The 16,481-nt window shown below is 39.7% G+C and carries 16 protein-coding genes; 9 read left to right on the forward strand and 7 right to left on the reverse strand.

The window, feature by feature from the left end:
* Positions 1-7: 7 nt before the first annotated feature.
* Both prpC and prpB read right to left on the reverse strand, forming a co-directional pair.
* Entirely contained in the window at positions 8-1,171 is a 1,164-nt protein-coding gene (gene prpC, locus ACE2AL_RS06885) for a 2-methylcitrate synthase (RefSeq protein WP_206082630.1), read from the reverse strand.
* 53 nt (positions 1,172-1,224) lie between these two features.
* Positions 1,225-2,112 (reverse strand): methylisocitrate lyase, encoded by an 888-nt coding sequence (gene prpB / locus ACE2AL_RS06890; protein WP_206082629.1) that lies wholly within the window; start codon positions 2,110-2,112, stop codon positions 1,225-1,227.
* Positions 2,113-2,357: 245 nt separating this feature from the next.
* Here prpB and prpR point away from each other — a divergent pair, with 245 nt between their 5' ends.
* Both prpR and ACE2AL_RS06900 read left to right on the forward strand, forming a co-directional pair.
* Positions 2,358-3,950 carry a propionate catabolism operon regulatory protein PrpR gene (gene prpR / locus ACE2AL_RS06895; RefSeq protein ID WP_272681097.1) on the forward strand — a complete coding sequence of 531 codons (1,593 nt, stop codon included), beginning with the start codon at positions 2,358-2,360 and terminating at the stop codon, positions 3,948-3,950.
* A gap of 584 nt (positions 3,951-4,534) precedes the next feature.
* Positions 4,535-5,677, forward strand: a complete 1,143-nt coding sequence (locus ACE2AL_RS06900) for an MFS transporter (RefSeq protein WP_206083018.1) — start codon at positions 4,535-4,537, stop codon at positions 5,675-5,677.
* Positions 5,678-5,738: 61 nt separating this feature from the next.
* Here ACE2AL_RS06900 and ACE2AL_RS06905 read toward each other — a convergent pair whose 3' ends face one another.
* Entirely contained in the window at positions 5,739-6,683 is a 945-nt protein-coding gene (locus tag ACE2AL_RS06905; protein ID WP_371007016.1) for an ATP-grasp fold amidoligase family protein, read from the reverse strand.
* A gap of 403 nt (positions 6,684-7,086) precedes the next feature.
* Positions 7,087-8,181, reverse strand: coding sequence for an acyl-CoA desaturase (locus tag ACE2AL_RS06910; RefSeq protein ID WP_272681095.1), 1,095 nt, complete (start codon positions 8,179-8,181; stop codon positions 7,087-7,089).
* 544 nt (positions 8,182-8,725) lie between these two features.
* Between ACE2AL_RS06910 and ACE2AL_RS06915 the strand changes: the two genes are divergently transcribed.
* The 7 genes from ACE2AL_RS06915 to fghA all read left to right on the forward strand — a co-directional run bounded on the left by ACE2AL_RS06915 (position 8,726) and on the right by fghA (position 14,578).
* A complete protein-coding gene (locus ACE2AL_RS06915; RefSeq protein WP_272539141.1) occupies positions 8,726-9,052 on the forward strand; it encodes a DUF1090 family protein in 327 nt (108 codons plus the stop codon).
* A 216-nt stretch (positions 9,053-9,268) separates the two neighbouring features.
* On the forward strand, positions 9,269-10,012 hold the full coding sequence (locus tag ACE2AL_RS06920; protein ID WP_375084173.1) for a DeoR/GlpR family DNA-binding transcription regulator: 744 nt from the start codon (positions 9,269-9,271) through the stop codon (positions 10,010-10,012).
* Between the two features lie 15 nt (positions 10,013-10,027).
* Entirely contained in the window at positions 10,028-11,092 is a 1,065-nt protein-coding gene (locus tag ACE2AL_RS06925) for an oxidoreductase (RefSeq protein WP_272539143.1), read from the forward strand.
* A gap of 161 nt (positions 11,093-11,253) precedes the next feature.
* Positions 11,254-12,171, forward strand: coding sequence for a bestrophin family protein (locus ACE2AL_RS06930; RefSeq protein WP_206082622.1), 918 nt, complete (start codon positions 11,254-11,256; stop codon positions 12,169-12,171).
* Between the two features lie 160 nt (positions 12,172-12,331).
* Positions 12,332-12,604 carry a formaldehyde-responsive transcriptional repressor FrmR gene (frmR, locus tag ACE2AL_RS06935; protein WP_206082621.1) on the forward strand — a complete coding sequence of 91 codons (273 nt, stop codon included), beginning with the start codon at positions 12,332-12,334 and terminating at the stop codon, positions 12,602-12,604.
* Positions 12,605-12,621: 17 nt separating this feature from the next.
* Entirely contained in the window at positions 12,622-13,734 is a 1,113-nt protein-coding gene (locus tag ACE2AL_RS06940; protein WP_206082620.1) for an S-(hydroxymethyl)glutathione dehydrogenase/class III alcohol dehydrogenase, read from the forward strand.
* A 10-nt stretch (positions 13,735-13,744) separates the two neighbouring features.
* Positions 13,745-14,578, forward strand: a complete 834-nt coding sequence (gene fghA / locus ACE2AL_RS06945) for an S-formylglutathione hydrolase (RefSeq protein ID WP_206082619.1) — start codon at positions 13,745-13,747, stop codon at positions 14,576-14,578.
* Positions 14,579-14,662: 84 nt separating this feature from the next.
* Here fghA and ACE2AL_RS06950 read toward each other — a convergent pair whose 3' ends face one another.
* From ACE2AL_RS06950 to ACE2AL_RS06960, 3 genes are all read right to left on the reverse strand, one after another.
* Positions 14,663-14,881 (reverse strand): HEAT repeat domain-containing protein, encoded by a 219-nt coding sequence (locus ACE2AL_RS06950; protein WP_206082618.1) that lies wholly within the window; start codon positions 14,879-14,881, stop codon positions 14,663-14,665.
* A 314-nt stretch (positions 14,882-15,195) separates the two neighbouring features.
* Positions 15,196-15,411 carry a HEAT repeat domain-containing protein gene (locus ACE2AL_RS06955; protein ID WP_206082617.1) on the reverse strand — a complete coding sequence of 72 codons (216 nt, stop codon included), beginning with the start codon at positions 15,409-15,411 and terminating at the stop codon, positions 15,196-15,198.
* A gap of 278 nt (positions 15,412-15,689) precedes the next feature.
* Positions 15,690-16,478 carry a heme ABC transporter ATP-binding protein gene (locus ACE2AL_RS06960; protein ID WP_272573514.1) on the reverse strand — a complete coding sequence of 263 codons (789 nt, stop codon included), beginning with the start codon at positions 16,476-16,478 and terminating at the stop codon, positions 15,690-15,692.
* Positions 16,479-16,481: the final 3 nt, after the last annotated feature.

Genomic DNA, 16,481 nt, shown 5'->3' on the forward strand with positions numbered 1-16,481 from the left:
ACCTTTATTAACGCTGTTCTATTGGAGTGAATAATTGATTTTCTGGCCCAATATAATTGGCCGATGGACGAATAATTTTATTGTCTTGTCTTTGTTCGAGAATATGGGCAGACCAACCTGCAGTCCGCGCCATGACAAATAGCGGGGTAAACATGGCGGTTGGTACCCCCATTAAGTGATAGGCCACTGCAGAGAACCAATCCAAATTTGGAAACATGCCTTTTTCACGTTTCATTACCGTTTCGATACGGTCAGCAACGCTGTATAAATGGCGATTCAAATTTTGTTCTGAAAGCTGCAATGCCACGGATTTAATGATGGGATGGCGTGGATCAGCAAGGGTGTACACTGGGTGGCCAAAGCCAATAATGACTTCTTTATTATGAATACGAGCCGTGATATCTCGTTCGGCTTCATCCATTGAGGCATAGCGCTGCTGGATTTCTAATGAAACCTCATTTGCGCCGCCATGTTTTGGCCCTCGTAAGGCGGCTATTGCGCCTGTTATTGCTGAATAAAAATCGGTACCTGTGCCTGCAATGACGCGAGCGGCAAATGTTGAGGCATTAAACTCATGTTCTGCATATAAAATTGCGGCAATATGCATGAATTTTTCCCATTGAGCTGGCGGTTTTTTGCCATGCAACAAATGCAAAAAATGGGCACCTATTGAGTCGTCATCGGTTTGCGTTTCGATACGACGACCATGGTGACTAAAGTGATACCAGTACAGTAACATTGAGCCTAATGAGGCTAACAATCGGTCAGCAATGTCTCTGGCACCTGAAAATGGGTGTGAATCTTTTTCGGGGAGTACACAGCCCATCATCGAAACCCCTGTTCGTAAGACATCCATAGGGTGTGCATTTGCGGGAACAGATTCTAAAGTTTGTTTCACACTTGCAGGTAGCCCGCGATAGGTTTGTAGTTTTGCTTTATAGGCGATGAGCTCAGTTTGTGTGGGGAGCTTATCGTGTATCAGTAAGTGTGCAACCTCTTCGAATTCGCATTGAGTGGCTAAGTCATGAATATCAAAACCACGATAGTGCAGATCATTCCCGTTACGTCCTACGGTACAAAGTGCAGTATTTCCCGCTGGAACACCTGAAAGTGCCACCGATTTTTTGGGCTTAAATTGTGGTGATACGGTGTTACTAAGTTGTTCATTCATCGTAATTTCCTTGTAAGGGATAGAGGAGACTCAACTTGGTGCCGCCTGTGTGTCTATGGTTTTTTTTGCGAAAATAGGGCATCCAGTTTTTGTTCGTAATCGTAGTAATGAATGCTTTGGTAAAGTTCATCACGTGTTTGCATCAAAGGAATAACGTTTTTCTGTGTGCCTTCATGGCGTATTGCAGTGTAGACCTGTTCTGCGGCTTTATTCATCGCACGAAAAGCTGACAGCGGATAGAGTGCGATAGCGATACCGACACTACGAAGCTCATCTAACGTAAACAATGGGGTTTGGCCAAATTCTGTAAGATTAGCAAGAACAGGTGCGGGGGTGTTTTGGGTAAATTGTTGGTACATAGACAGTTCAGTAATAGCCTCAGGGAATAACATGTCTGCACCTGCATCGAGATAGGCTTGAGCTCGTTCAAGTGCAGCATCTAGGCCTTCGACGGCGAGTGCATCTGTGCGAGCCATAATCACAAAACTATCATCAGTACGGGCATCTACCGCGGCTTTGATTCTATCTACCATTTCTTGTGTTGAGACAATCTCTTTATTAGGTCGGTGACCACAGCGTTTCGCACCGACTTGGTCTTCAAGGTGTAATCCCGCCGCACCTGCTTTGCAAAATGACTTGACGGTGCGAGCGACATTAAAAGCTGAAGGGCCAAAGCCAATATCGGCATCAACCATCAGGGGTAAATCACAGACATCAGTAATGCGACGAATATCAATTAACACATCCTCTAGAGTGGAGATCCCTAAGTCAGGCATACCTAATGATCCTGCCGCGACGCCACCACCAGATAAATAAATCGCTTTATAGCCTGCTTGTTGGGCAAGAAGGGCATGATTGGCATTAATCGTCCCAACTAACTGAAGGGGGGATTCTTGAGCGACAGCATCGCGGAATTTTTGTCCAGCAGGAATAGATGTCATAGAAGCCTCTTAATTGTTAATAAATTGTTTTTATTTAAGGTCACTATAATCATATAGCAATTGGCATGCCAACTAGCCTAAAGGTGGGTTATTTGAAATAAATCTTTATAAATTAATTGGTTGGGTGTTGTGTGGGTTTGTGATAAAGAAAACAAATTTCTAATCTGTGATTAGCATGTTTCATTGAAACGCGCTATTGTTAATTGAAACATTTTTTGAAACATAACTGTGAGGGAGTGAAATAGATGGAAAAACCGATTATTTGGACAGTGTCTGTTTCACGGCTATATACACTTTTTCGCGATATAAGCCCCGAATTTAGTGAACAAGCAGACATTACACCGTTAAATCTGGGATTTGAACAGGCGGCGGAAGAGGTACGAGAGAGGCTAAAGCAAGGGCATTGTGATGCTATCATTAGTGCTGGCTCAAACGGTGCTTACCTCAAAAGTCATGTTTCTGTGCCTGTTATCATCGTTAATATCAACGGATTTGACGTAATGCAAGCACTTGCGAAGGGGCGAGAAATCAGTGATAAGATTGGTATTATTAATTATAAAAATACCATTCCATCATTAACCGATTTTCAGCAACGTTTTGCATTGCAAATTGAACAACGTAGCTATGTTACCGCCGAAGATGCACGAGAACAACTTAAGGCTTTGAAATCGATGGGGATTTCAGTGGTTGTCGGCGCTGGGTTGATTATGGACTTAGCGGATGAAATGGGAATGACAGGCATTTTTGTCTATTCAACTCAAACCATACGGCAGGCATTTTCCGATGCTATTGAGTTAAGCCGAATGTCTCACCGTAATCGCCATTCATCAGATAAATATCGACCAGTTACCCCGCCAAAAGTCCGCCATACAATCAATGATTTAATTGGTTCATCATTGTCAATGGAACGGGTAAGACAGACGATTATGTTATATGCACGCTCAGAGGCTACTGTACTGATCCAAGGCGAAAGTGGAACAGGGAAAGAAATGGTGGCACAAGCGATTCACCATGAATTTACATTATTTAATCAGCACAAACGCAGTAAGCAGCAAATGCCTTTTGTCGCGGTTAATTGTGGCGCGATCCCTGAAACATTATTAGAAGCTGAATTATTTGGTTATGAAGAGGGGGCATTTACAGGGTCACGGCGTGGGGGAAGAGCAGGGTTGTTTGAACTAGCTCATGGTGGCACATTATTTTTAGATGAAATTGGCGAAATGCCATTAGCGTTGCAAACGCGACTTTTGCGGGTGCTGGAAGAGCGCTCTGTGGTACGGATTGGTGGTTATAAACCTTTGCAAGTCAATGTGCGTGTGATTTGTGCGACCCATTGCCATTTAGATGATTGGGTGAAAAATGGGCATTTTCGTGCTGACCTATTCTACCGTTTAGGGGTACTTCGGATGCAAGTACCTGCGCTTAATGAGCGAGGTGAAGACATTCTTTTTCTCGCACAGAGGCTTTTAAAATTGGCTTTTGCTGGTTTGGTTTTACCGCTCCCTGCGTTTCGGGTACAGCAGCTTTTAAGCTGTCGTCATTTTTTTCTAAATTATGCATGGCCAGGAAATGTGCGTGAGCTGCGAAACTTAATGGAGCGAGTTGCGCTTTATTGTAGTGCATACCCTGAAAAGGCCATTACTGAAGAGATGCTGATCAGTTTATCTCCCGAACGCCAGTGGATAGTAAATGACAATGATGTTGTTATTGATAGAGGTAAGGAATCACTTACTGACATAATGGCAAGGTTTAATGGTGATCGTAAAGCGGTAGCTCAGTACCTAGGGATTAGCAGAACAACACTTTGGCGCCGCCTTTGTGCATTAGAAAAATGCTAGTTGGTAAACTATGCGGAAAGAAATTATTAAACCGTATGTTCTATTAAGTATTTTTGACTAAAAACGAAATGAATTAAATAGGGCATTATAGAAGTATAAATTAAGTTACTTTCATTTCTCTTGCCAGCAAAAAAGGTATTTTGCATTGGGCGTGATAGCAAGATTAAATAATAAATAAATTATTTTACCATTGAGTACTTTTATGGCCTTTTCCATTTGGCTTAAGTTGTGTCAATCTGTAACAAAAAAAGAAAAGTGATTGTTTTTTTATCGGTATGAATTTAAAGGGTTTTGTTTGTTTTAATGGTCGATATTGATTTAAATTCTCTTTCGGAAAAAACGTGATTTTTCTCACATAAATTATTTTACTAGTCACCATTAGATTTTCTCATTTTAACTTACCGATTTAACGTTCTATATTGCGCTCAAATCAGTCTTATTTTTATATTTTACTCCTGCACTAATCGCCGAAATGTGTTCCTTTTTTGAGATCACAGCCTTGTCGTATTCTACGATGTAGTTGCAGCGCATATTATTTATTTTTATTTGTTGGAGAGTGGGGCGTGAATCAGTCCACTACTATCATGCGCAAACGCGATAATGCATTCGTTCCTGTTGCAGGGTTAACGATTTTTGCTATTGCATCGGGTTATTTAATGAGCTTAATCCCATTATCAATGGGGAGCTTCGGAATTGATACGCAGTACGCAGGTTGGTTAGCAAGTGCCTACTACATTGGCTTATTAATTGGTTCAATGCTAATTGAGCCCGTGATTGCCAAAATTGGTCATCGCCTCGCTTTTATTGGTTTTTTATTAATGCTAGCCGCAACGGTTGTGGTTTTGCCGTGGGCACCTTCGATTGAAGCTTGGCTTCCAAACCGTTTAATTGCAGGTATCGCGGTTGCGGGTATCTTTGTGGTGGTTGAATCCTGGCTGCTGATTGGTGACAGCCCGAAAGAGCGAGCTAAGCGATTAAGCTTTTATATGACGTCATTATATGGCGGGACAACGTTAGGGCAACTCGCGATTGGCGTTATCGGAACCCAAGGTGCTTATCCTTTTATGGTTGTATTGGGCTTATTGTTATTAGCTGTAATGCCCCCATTATTCGTTCGCCAAGGGCAACCAGATAGCGGGTCACACCAAAAATTATCGCTGAAAAAAATTGCACGATTAAGTAAACCTGCAATTATTGGGTGTATGGTTTCAGGTATCACTATGGGTACGATTTATGGGTTGATGCCTTTATCGTTGAAGAAAGAACAATTCACGACTGACCAAGTTGGGGTTTTGATGGCTTCAATTATTTTGGGTGGTATGTTGATCCAGCCTGTTGTCAGTAAGTTGTCAATTTTGATGAGCAAAACCTTGTTATTAGCGATGGTTTCCTTATTAGGGGTATTCGCGATGGGGGTTATTTATATTTCTAGCGACTACTTAGTGATGATTGTTGCATTAGCGTTGTTAGGAATGTCTTCATTTGCGTTATACCCGGTTGCGATTACTTTAGCGTGTGATAACTTGGATTCATCCTATATTGTTGCTGCAACACAAGTGATGTTATTTAGTTATAGCATTGGTTCAGCAATGGGCCCAATCGCGGCGGGCGCATTATTAAGTCAGCATAATGGGTTAGTGGATTTCTTCTTTATTGTGTTGCTCGTGACGGCAATTTATATGTTAATAGCCAGCTTGCGTCGTAAAGCGAGTGTGCTGGCGAATTAACTGTTTAAGTTAATATGGTTTATAAAGGCTCTGTGAATTCACAGGGCCTTTTTTCTATTCGTTACTTTTTCTTATTCACGGAGATAGTTGATAAGGCACCTTCGAGAGGCGCATAGCCCGCAGATTGGGTAATGCGTTGTTCCCAATGCTCCCCTAATTTAAAGTCCCACGACAATGGTGATATTTCTGTTCTACCTGCATTAGGGGCAAACGTGAGTTCACTAAAATACAAGGTGTTTTCATCAGACATCAAAAAGTCTGCACGGCAATAATCGAATGGTGTGACGAGAATTTCAGCCAAGCGTAGCATTTCTTTAAAGAGAGGTGGCTCAGATACTGGCTCTAACATATTTGGGTAGCCAAAAGTGACGGGTTGCAATTGCCAGTTAATATCATAGATATTGATAAACTCTTCACCTGACTCATCAGTATAATCGATTTCTGCATAGACAGGCTTACCTGAAAAACAATGTATACGGCAAGTTTCAGGAACGAGTTTTCTATTTTTATTGGCGAATAAGTCAATATATTTTTCACAAATAATTTGTGGTGAAATATTTTTATAATGACGTTCGCGAGTAATGTAATAAAGATTTTTGAATAAATGAAATGACAATTTATCTTTGGCATGTTGCCAATCAAATTTTTCTTTGTTTCGGCAAATTACACTGCTGCCGCTATCATGATTACATTTAAGAACAAATTGTTCAGGAAGTGTATCGATATTAATTTCATTTACATGACGATAGGTGGCTAAGATAGGAACTAAATACTCATCGCCAATGGTTCGACTGATGTAGCTCCTGACGGCTAGTTTATCAGCAAGCTGTGTATACAGTGGGTTTTTATCACGCAGCATTCTAAAATTCACCTTTTCATTGAAGCTTTTAGGTGTTTTAAAATCAGGGCGATAATTTAGTTTTTTTGCAAATTTATTAGTAAGATAAAGCTTATCACTAATAATAAATGTGCGTAGTTTTTTTATAATGTACTCTGCTTTTTTCATGCGAGTGTCAACCATTCTATAAAATGTAGTGTGTAAATTAGAAATATTATTTTTTATGAAGTATATTTTGGATAACTTAAATGAAGTATCAATGAATGCAATAGTGAATTTAATAATTCCTTAATAAATGAAAATTAAACAAGTGATAAATGAATGTTAAAATAATTAATATTATGGTTTTTTGATTGAATTTATATCAATAATTAAATCAATTGTTTTAATTATTCACCAAAAATAATACGGGTATAGGTTATTTAGTAGGATACCATATGGTTGGTTAATGAACCTTAAGCATTTATTTTAAGGTCTAATAAATGCTTAAATAATTAGTTTGTTGAGTAACTGTTTAAATAGAAAAATGACCTCACTGTATTAATAGAATATGCATACAGTGAGACGACATTTAGTGTGGTTTTTCACCCATTTTTTTTAAGAAGCGAATTTGTGCTGCGACCAATTCATTATAACGAATGCAGCGGTAAGGCATGTTGTGTTGCGTCGCTAACTCACCCAAAATCTTTGCCAAGGCAGGGTAGTGGCGATGGTGCCAATTGGGGAAAAGGTGATGGGTGAGATGATAATTAAGTCCGCCAGTTAAACGCCATAGACAATGTGGTGTTGGTATCCAATCACAGGCAGTAACAAAATTATGATGGTACCAACCATGCTTAATTTGTTTGTCTTCTGGTGCAGTAAAAAATTCAGTTTCAGCCCAATGCGTCCCCAAAAGTAAATAAATGACAAAAATAGATGCAATCATTTGGCTTAAAATATAAGTGACAAAAATAGCGGTTAAACTTATTCCATGTTCATGGGCAAAAAGTAAAGGGAAGCCTAGCATCAGTAGTAAATGACCAATTTTGCTAGTAATAAAAAGTGCCCAACCTTTTTTTCCCGCTAAAACCTTTTTATCTTTCAGGCGTGTTTTCCCTGTTCTATCCGACCAGTCAAAAACCAGTGCTATCCATGTTAAAGAAAAAGACGCAATAAATGGCCAGTAGATGTGTTGATACTTCATGAAAGGTCGCCATTTTTGAAAAGGCGTTTGGCGAAAGATGCCATTTTCTTCTGTGTCTAAGTCATAATCTTCAATATTGGCAAAATGGTGGTGGTAGTGAACATGGCGGGTTCGCCAAAATTCAGGCTCTAACCCTAAAGGTAAGGTGACTAAACGTCCAAATACCCGGTTTTTCCAACTATTTTTAAATAACGTATTATGACAAGCATCGTGTTGCCCAATGACATTGAGGAACATGATGAGCAGAACAAAAATAAAATAGGATAAACTGTAAGTTAATACGGATGAGGTAAACAGCGTAGGTAGGTAGCATAATATTGCGATACTGAATAAGATGATGACTACTGCAATATCGGTTTTACTCGCATATACGTGATCGTGTTTGCTTTGTAGATAATCTTGGCTGGCTTGTTTTAAGGCTGTATGAAAATGTTGTTCGTCAGCGCTGGCAAATGTGAGCTCGAATTTAGTTGAGTGCATGGTTACTCTCTTTAGTATTACCTTTGGCTAGAGTATATCTTTGCCCATAAAGAGACTGCAAAAAATATATGAAAATAAGGGGGGATTTAAACTTATTCCTATAGGTTTAAGTAAATACAAATTAAATGAATTTTTTTATTTTTAGATAAAAATAATTTTGTGCTATTTGTGCTTAATAAATATTTTAAAAAATTAAGCTAAAAGACAAGGTTTAATTGAATAAATTGAAGTATCTGTTTGAAAAGCAGCCTAGCGCTTATGACCGTTCGAAGTAAGAAGTGTCTACATCCGTGTAGAGAAAAGTCCATGAGAGTAAGGTAACAAGGAAAATTATGTCTGTCTGTAATAAATTATCATAAAAAGTGATCAGACCTGTTTGACGTCTTAACTATAAATATATGTTATCATTTATCCTGCTTTATAATGTGACTATTTTAGATTTAATTGTTATCTTAAGCTAAATTAGGAGCTTGCTTATATTAATAAAATATAAAAGTGATGAAATAGGTAAAATTTAATTTATTTTTTATATTTGGAGAGTTAAATGAAAAAGATAATGCTAATTATTTTATCAACACTATTTATTCCATTATCTTCCCAAGCGGGTTCTAATTACTCTGGTTGTGATAATAAAATTTACCAACTTGAAAAACAGCTAAAATACGCAAAAGCATATGGGAACCGTCATCGAGTCGCTGGGTTACAACGTGCTATTTCTAATGTACAAAACCGTTGTTATGATCATTACTCTGGGGCTACAGGGCCAACAAAACTGAACAGTAAATATTATTCAGATGAAAGTCGTCAGTTAGAACGCGAAATTGATGCATTACGTGATGAAATTAAACGGTTAGAATCGTTAAAAAGCTAGTGTTTTAATTCAAGCTAAGTAGAGAACCGAATAGGCGGTTTTCTACTGTATCTCGACCTTTCTCTTATGTGCAATCTCCTTTCTTATTCAACATAACAGTATGTCAATTTAATAAAATTAAAAATGTCGGTAATAATTGCGCTATTTTCATGTTTATTTCTTTTCGTATTGCGGTAATATGATGCATATTGCAGTATTTTGCGAGATTTTGCGGTTATGCATAAACAAGCGAGACAGAATTATATTATTGAAATAATAGCAAAAAATGGTCAGGTGAGTGTTGCAGACTTATCTAATCAGTTGCATGTTTCTGCTGATACTATCCGGCGTGATTTAACTGAACTAGAAAACCAAGGTTTGGCACAAAAAAACCATGGCGGCGCTGTGGGGTTCAATGTGCCAGTTATGAGCCGTCGCGGGCGAAATATTTTATTGCCTGAGGTTAAAAAACAATTAGGGCAACAGGTTGCTAAATTGATTCCGAAGAGCTCAACACTTTTCCTTGATTCTGGCAGTACGGTAATGGCTATTGCTAGCTTTATCCAAGGCCCGATGAAAATCATTACCACATCCTTGGACATCGCGACCCACTTCAGTGACCGCACCGATATCCAGTTAATTTTGCTCGGTGGTGAGTGGGATCCTCAGCAAAGGTTATTTTCTGGAAGTGCCACATTATCTATGCTGGCGAGGTACAGAGCGGATATTGCCATTTTAGGCGCTTGTGCACTGCACTCCACGCTGGGACTAAGTGCTTCAGAGGAAGCGGATTGTGATGTAAAGCGCGCCATGATTGCCAATAGTCAAATGCATTGGGTGGTTGCAGACAGCACGAAATTAAACCTATGTCAGCCTTATTTAGTTGCTAATTTAGACGAAATTGACCAATTATTTTTAGATTGTGGTTGGGATGAACTCAGTCCTAATAGCAAGGTGACTGTAAATTCTCTTAGTATTTAATGAACAGGTAAGATTATGAGCAAAGAAATTAATGTTGCACTGATTGGCTATGGGTTTGTGGGTAAAACATTCCATGCACCTTTAATTAGGTCTGTCGATGGGTTGAATCTTGCTGTCGTCGCTTCAAGTGATGAAGAAAAAGTAAAACGTGATATTCCAAACACCACGGTGATAGCATCACCCGAGGAGGCTATTCTTCGTTCTGATATTGACTTAGTGGTGATAGCAAGCCCAAATGCGACTCATGCACCATTGGCAAAGTTAGCAATTGAAGCGGGTAAAAATGTGGTGGTTGATAAGCCATTTACGTTGGATATGCAAGAAGCAAGAGAGTTGATTGAACTTGCGAAAGCCCACAATATTTTATTATCTGTATTTCATAATCGCCGCTGGGACAGCGATTACCTTGCTATTAAAAATGTGATTGAACAAAAACAGATAGGTGAAATAAAGCACTTTGAATCTCACATCGACCGCTTTCGCCCTGAAGTAAGAGTACGTTGGCGTGAACAAAACTTACCAGGTAGTGGCTTATGGTTTGATTTAGGCCCACATTTAATTGACCAAGCACTACAACTGTTTGGTCTGCCGCAGTCTGTGCAAGGTAATATTGCGACGTTAAGGAATAATGGTCAAATTAATGATTGGGCACATGTGTTATTAAACTACCCAACCCATAAAGTGATTTTACATTGCAGCATGTTAGCCGCGGGTGGATTTACGCGTTTCACTGTGCATGGTGATAAAGGCAGTGCTGTAAAATCTCAGCCAGATCAACAAGAAAAACAATTACTGCAAGGGATCACTCCTCAAGATAAAGAATGGGGATTGGATAATGATTCCATTATTTTAATCGATGAGACGTTGGTACCTAAGCAGCAGCAAACACCAAAAGGTGACCAAAGCCAGTATTATGTGGGCATCCGTAATGCATTGAATGGCCATGCATCTAATCCCGTAACACCATTGCAAGCGCTGGCGGTTATGGCAGTTCTGGAAGCTGCGGTAAAATCGGCTGAGACTGGCAGTACGCAACCCTTAATGCTAACTGAAAACGAAATAGCACAATGGAATAAATAATATAGAAAAAATAGCTGCTCTGGAGAGTGTCCATCAGCTATTTTTTATCTTTAGATGAAATTACTAGGAAACTGTTAATCAATTATGGCCTATAGATTATCAGTTTGATAAATGAAATAATAAGTTTTATGTCGTTTTGCTAAATTATTATTGATTACATTATGGTCATTCGCCCGCATCAACACTGGTTTTTTCGGTTGTTCGATTGGCACGGTTCCGTGCTGTCAAAAATCACCTTTCGCTTATCTCTTAATATCATGATTTCGATTGTTGCCGTATTGAGTTACCAATGGTACGAACAATTAGGTATTCATTTAACTATTGCGCCTTTTAGTTTATTAGGGATAGCCATCGCTATCTTTTTAGGTTTTCGTAATAACGCGTGTTATAGCCGTTTAATTGAAGCGAGAACACTTTGGGCTAATTTGTTGATTAATCAACGCAATATATTAAGAAATATTAAAGGATTATTACCAAATGACAAAGCTGCGCAAAAAGAATTCGCTCACTTATTGATTGCATTTGGTTGGAGCTTAAAACATGAGCTAAGAAAAACCAGCCCCATTGTTGATTTATATCGGCTGCTGCCGCGCGCTATTTTTGATGAAGTCATTCATAGTCCATTTCCAAGTAGCCGTATTTTAATGCAGATTGGCCTGAAGGTCGGGGAATTGCGTGATAATAAAGTGATTAGCGATGTATTATTCCAAGCAATCAATAAAGATATTAATGCGTTATCTGACGTTTTAGGTGGTTGTGAACGTATTTCGAATACCCCTATTCCTTTTGCTTATACCTTGATTTTGCAGCGCACTGTGTATTTATTTTGTACGTTATTGCCGTTTGCGTTAGTGGTTGATTTACACTATATGACCCCATTTGTTTCGGTATTTATTTCATATACCTTTTTAGCGTGGGACTCATTAGCGGAAGAATTGGAAGATCCTTTTGGGACTTCTGCGAATGACCTGCCATTAAATGCGATTTGCAATAGTATCGAGCGAAATGCAATGGACATGCTGGATCTCAAACCGCTTCCCCCTGTCAATAAACCTGATAAATACTTTAATTTGTTGTAATTCCTATTGTTATATCTCCATAACTGGCAAAGTGAAACAGAGCTCACTTTGCCATTTTTTCTTTTTTTGTGCTTTAAATAAGTAAATTAAATAGTGTCATTCTGTACTGATAGCAATATAGATACTATACTCCCCCTATGTATATGAAAGGGGCTCAAAGATGCCACATTCACCAAAAGAAAAAAAAGCGGTACTGACTCGGGTTCGTAAACTTAAAGGGCAACTTTTAGCTCTTGAATCCGCCCTAGAGGATGAAGTGGAGTGTGCTGCAGTTTTACAGCAAATTGCTGCCATTCGTGGTGCTGTTAATGGATTAATGGCGGGGGTACTAGAAAGTCATTTACGCGAGGGGCTCCAAGAGTCTGCCACCACACAGCATCAAAAAGAGTCCGTTGATGATGCTATTTCACTTATTCGCACTTATTTGCGTTAAATAAAAAAGGAACAACGATGAAATCACGTGCAGCAGTTGCATTTGCTCCTGGGGAGCCACTGAAAATTGTTGAGCTCGACGTTATGCCGCCAAAAGCGGGTGAAGTTTTGGTTAAAATCAGCCATACAGGTGTTTGCCACACAGATGCATTCACACTTTCAGGGGATGACCCAGAAGGGCTATTTCCAGTTGTGTTAGGCCATGAAGGCGCAGGTATTGTGGTTGAGGTCGGTGAGGGTGTGACGAGTGTCAGCGTAGGTGACCACGTTATTCCATTGTATACCGCTGAATGTGGGAAGTGTGTTTTCTGCGAATCAGGCAAAACGAACTTATGTGTGTCTGTTCGTGCGACGCAAGGCAAAGGTGTGATGCCTGATGGTACAACGCGTTTTTCTTATAATGGTGAGCCTGTTTATCACTATATGGGCTGCTCAACATTTAGTGAGTATACCGTCGTCGCTGAAGTTTCCCTCGCTAAAATTAATCCTGAAGCGAACCATGAAGAAGTATGCTTATTAGGTTGTGGTGTGACAACGGGTATTGGTGCAGTACATAATACAGCGAAAGTACAAGAAGGGGACTCAGTTGCGGTCTTCGGGTTAGGCGGTATTGGGTTGGCGGTTATTCAAGGTGCTAGACAAGCCAAAGCGGGTCGTATTATTGCTATTGATACGAATCCCTCAAAATTCGAATTAGCCCGCCAATTCGGTGCAACAGAGTGCTTAAATCCAAAGGACTTTGATAAGCCGATTCAACAAGTATTGATTGAAATGACCGAATGGGGTGTCGATCACACCTTTGAATGTATTGGTAACGTGAATGTCATGCGTGCGGCATTGGAAAGCGCACATCGTGGCTGGGGGCAGTCGATCATTATTGGTGTTGCAGGTGCGGGACAGGAAATTTCAACTCGCCCATTCCAATTGGTGACTGGTCGCTCATGGCGTGGAACCGCATTTGGCGGTGTGAAAGGGCGCAGTCAACTGCCAAAAATGGTTGAAGATGCAATGAAAGGTGATATAGAACTCGCGCCGTTTGTGACTCACACATTACCCCTTGATAGCATCAATGAAGCCTTTGATTTAATGCATGAAGGCAAGTCTATCCGCACCGTCATTCACTACGAATAAGGAGTCTTTGATGGAGAGAATTGAGCGCCATGCTTGCTTTGGTGGCTGGCAGGATGTTTATCAACATCAATCAACGGTGCTAGGTTGTGAAATGAAATTTGCAGCTTATTTGCCGCCGCAGGCACAAACGCAGCCTTGCCCTGTGATTTATTGGTTGTCAGGGCTGACATGTAACGAGCAAAACTTCATCACTAAAGCAGCGGCGCAACAATTTGCCGCAGAACAGGGCGTGGTCCTGATTGCACCAGATACCAGCCCAAGGGGCGAAGGCGTGGCAGATGATGCAGCCTATGACCTGGGGCAAGGGGCTGGTTTTTACGTCAATGCATCACAAGAACCGTGGAAACGTCATTATCAAATGTATGATTATATCGTTTCAGAGTTACCCGCTTTAGTCGAAAATTATTTACCCGTAACTGACAAACGAGCAATTTCAGGGCATTCTATGGGAGGACACGGGGCGTTAATGATTGGTTTGCGTAATACTGAGCGTTATTGCAGTTTATCTGCTTTTGCGCCGATTATTGCACCGACACAAGTACCATGGGGGCAAAAAGCCTTTACCGCGTATTTGGGGGGCAATACAGCACAATGGCGACAATATGACACGCTTGAGTTACTGGGCAAAGCCGAAAAAACGCCACCAATGTTAGTGGATGTAGGCACGGCAGATCCCTTTTATTATGAGCAATTAAAGCCTGAGTTACTCGCAAAAATAAGTGAGCAAAAACAGTTTGATTGCACACTGCATTTACGTGATGGCTATGACCATAGCTACTATTTTATTAGCAGCTTTATTGGTGAACATATTGCTTTTCACGCACGTCATTTAAAGCAGGCGTAATAAATATAGAGAAGGGTAGGATTATAATTAATTTTACCCTTCTATTTCCTTCTAGTTATCACAATTGTGAATAAGTTATTTGTCTCATTCATTATCATGATTTAAAAGCTTACTCACAGCTTTAATCGCGCTGATAGCCACATCACGATTCGGATCATTACAAAGTTCTAGCAACCGGCTCATGGTATTCATTTGGTTTATTGGCAACTTGCAATCACCAAGCGCTGAAATTGCCGCTATTTTGACATCGTCATTTTTTCTATTGGTTAAATCGAGCAGTGTGTTGATGACTTGTGTATCCATTATCCATCCTACGAAATCATGTTATAAATATTAAGGTAGTTAAATATACTGATATTTAATATATATCAGCATTTAAATCCAATGATATTAATATTATCAAAATTATTTATTTAAAAATATAAAAAAAAACGGATGAAATGAGATGAGATGTAATTTATTGGTTTTGACGATAAAAATGACAGGACGGCAGAGAGTGTACCGTACCTACCTGAGTTTTTGATTTAGTAAGAAAAAGTGTGGGGAGGAGGCTAAAAAAACGAGCGAAAATATCAGTGGATTCGTTAACGAATTAACTTAATCGAAGGCAAAGGTTTTTATTCAAAATGTTCAGATAACTTACTTAGTGCTTTAATCGCGGATACAGCCACATCTTTATTTGGGTCTTTACATAAATCGAGTAGACGATGAACTGCGGTTTGTTGTTCGACTGTCGCTCGATAATCCCCTAACGCAGAAATTGCGGCAATTTTCACATCATCATTGCCACGATGCGTCAATTCAATCAATGTTTGGATAATATTGTTTTCCATTTTCTGCCTTGTTAGTCCATTTGTGTATTTAGGCGTATTCTAGGGGAAAATTCTTAATATTTATCTTCAAATTTCAAATGACTATCAATAGATTGTACCAACTTCACGCCTTTTTAGAGATGTAAGTGAATGATTGATTTATCGCGAAAGTTTAGGTGCTATAAGATAATTGTGAAATGAATAGCTCAAAGAAAACAAATGAGTAGAATGTTTTAGTCGATATGAAGAAAGAGCACGACGTTTGTGTGCTCTTATGAGGTATAAATTGAACTTAACGATTAATGGCGCAAATAGACATGAGGTGTATCATTTTCAGGGTGTTTGCTCACCCCTAAGTCTGCTTGGTACCAGCGAGTGAGATTTTCTGCTGTTAACACGTCCGCAGGAGTACCGCTAGCGGCTAATTTCCCTTCGTGAATTAAAAAAACGCGATCGGCATATAATGCAGTTAGGTTTAAATCATGAAGTACGCAGCACACGCCAATTGGGCGTTCACGGGTGAGCTGGTGAAGTAAGCGCAAGCTATGTTGCTGGTGGTATAAATCCAGAGCCGACGTGGGTTCATCTAAAAATAGACAAGCGCTTTGAGGTGTGGGTTGCCATAACTGCGCTAACACACGTGCTAATTGAACACGTTGTTGTTCACCGCCAGAAAGTTGCCGATAATCACGGTGGCGCAACATTTGGCAATGGGTCAGGGATAATGCTTCTTCAATAGCAACTTGCTTGTGTTCCGAACCATAAGGGGTACGTCCCATGGCTACAACGTCTTCAACAGTAAAAGCAAATTGCAAATGACTATGTTGCTTCATTACTGCTCGTTTACGTGCTAACTCATTACCTTGCCACTCTTTTAAAGAGCGCCCCTCTAACAAGCAGGTACCTTGTGTGGGGGAATTATAGCCCGTTAACAGTTTTAGTAGACTGGATTTTCCTGCACCATTAGGGCCAATAATGACCACCATTTCATGTTGTTTAATCGAGAGACTGACATTGTTAATCAATACTTTATCATCTATTTGATAAATGAGATTTTGTGCCTCTAATAAAATAGATTTATCTTGCATTGC

Origin of the sequence: Providencia xihuensis (assembly GCF_041953405.1) — a bacterium.
In the GTDB taxonomy this organism is placed as follows: Bacteria; Pseudomonadota; Gammaproteobacteria; order Enterobacterales; family Enterobacteriaceae; genus Providencia; species Providencia vermicola.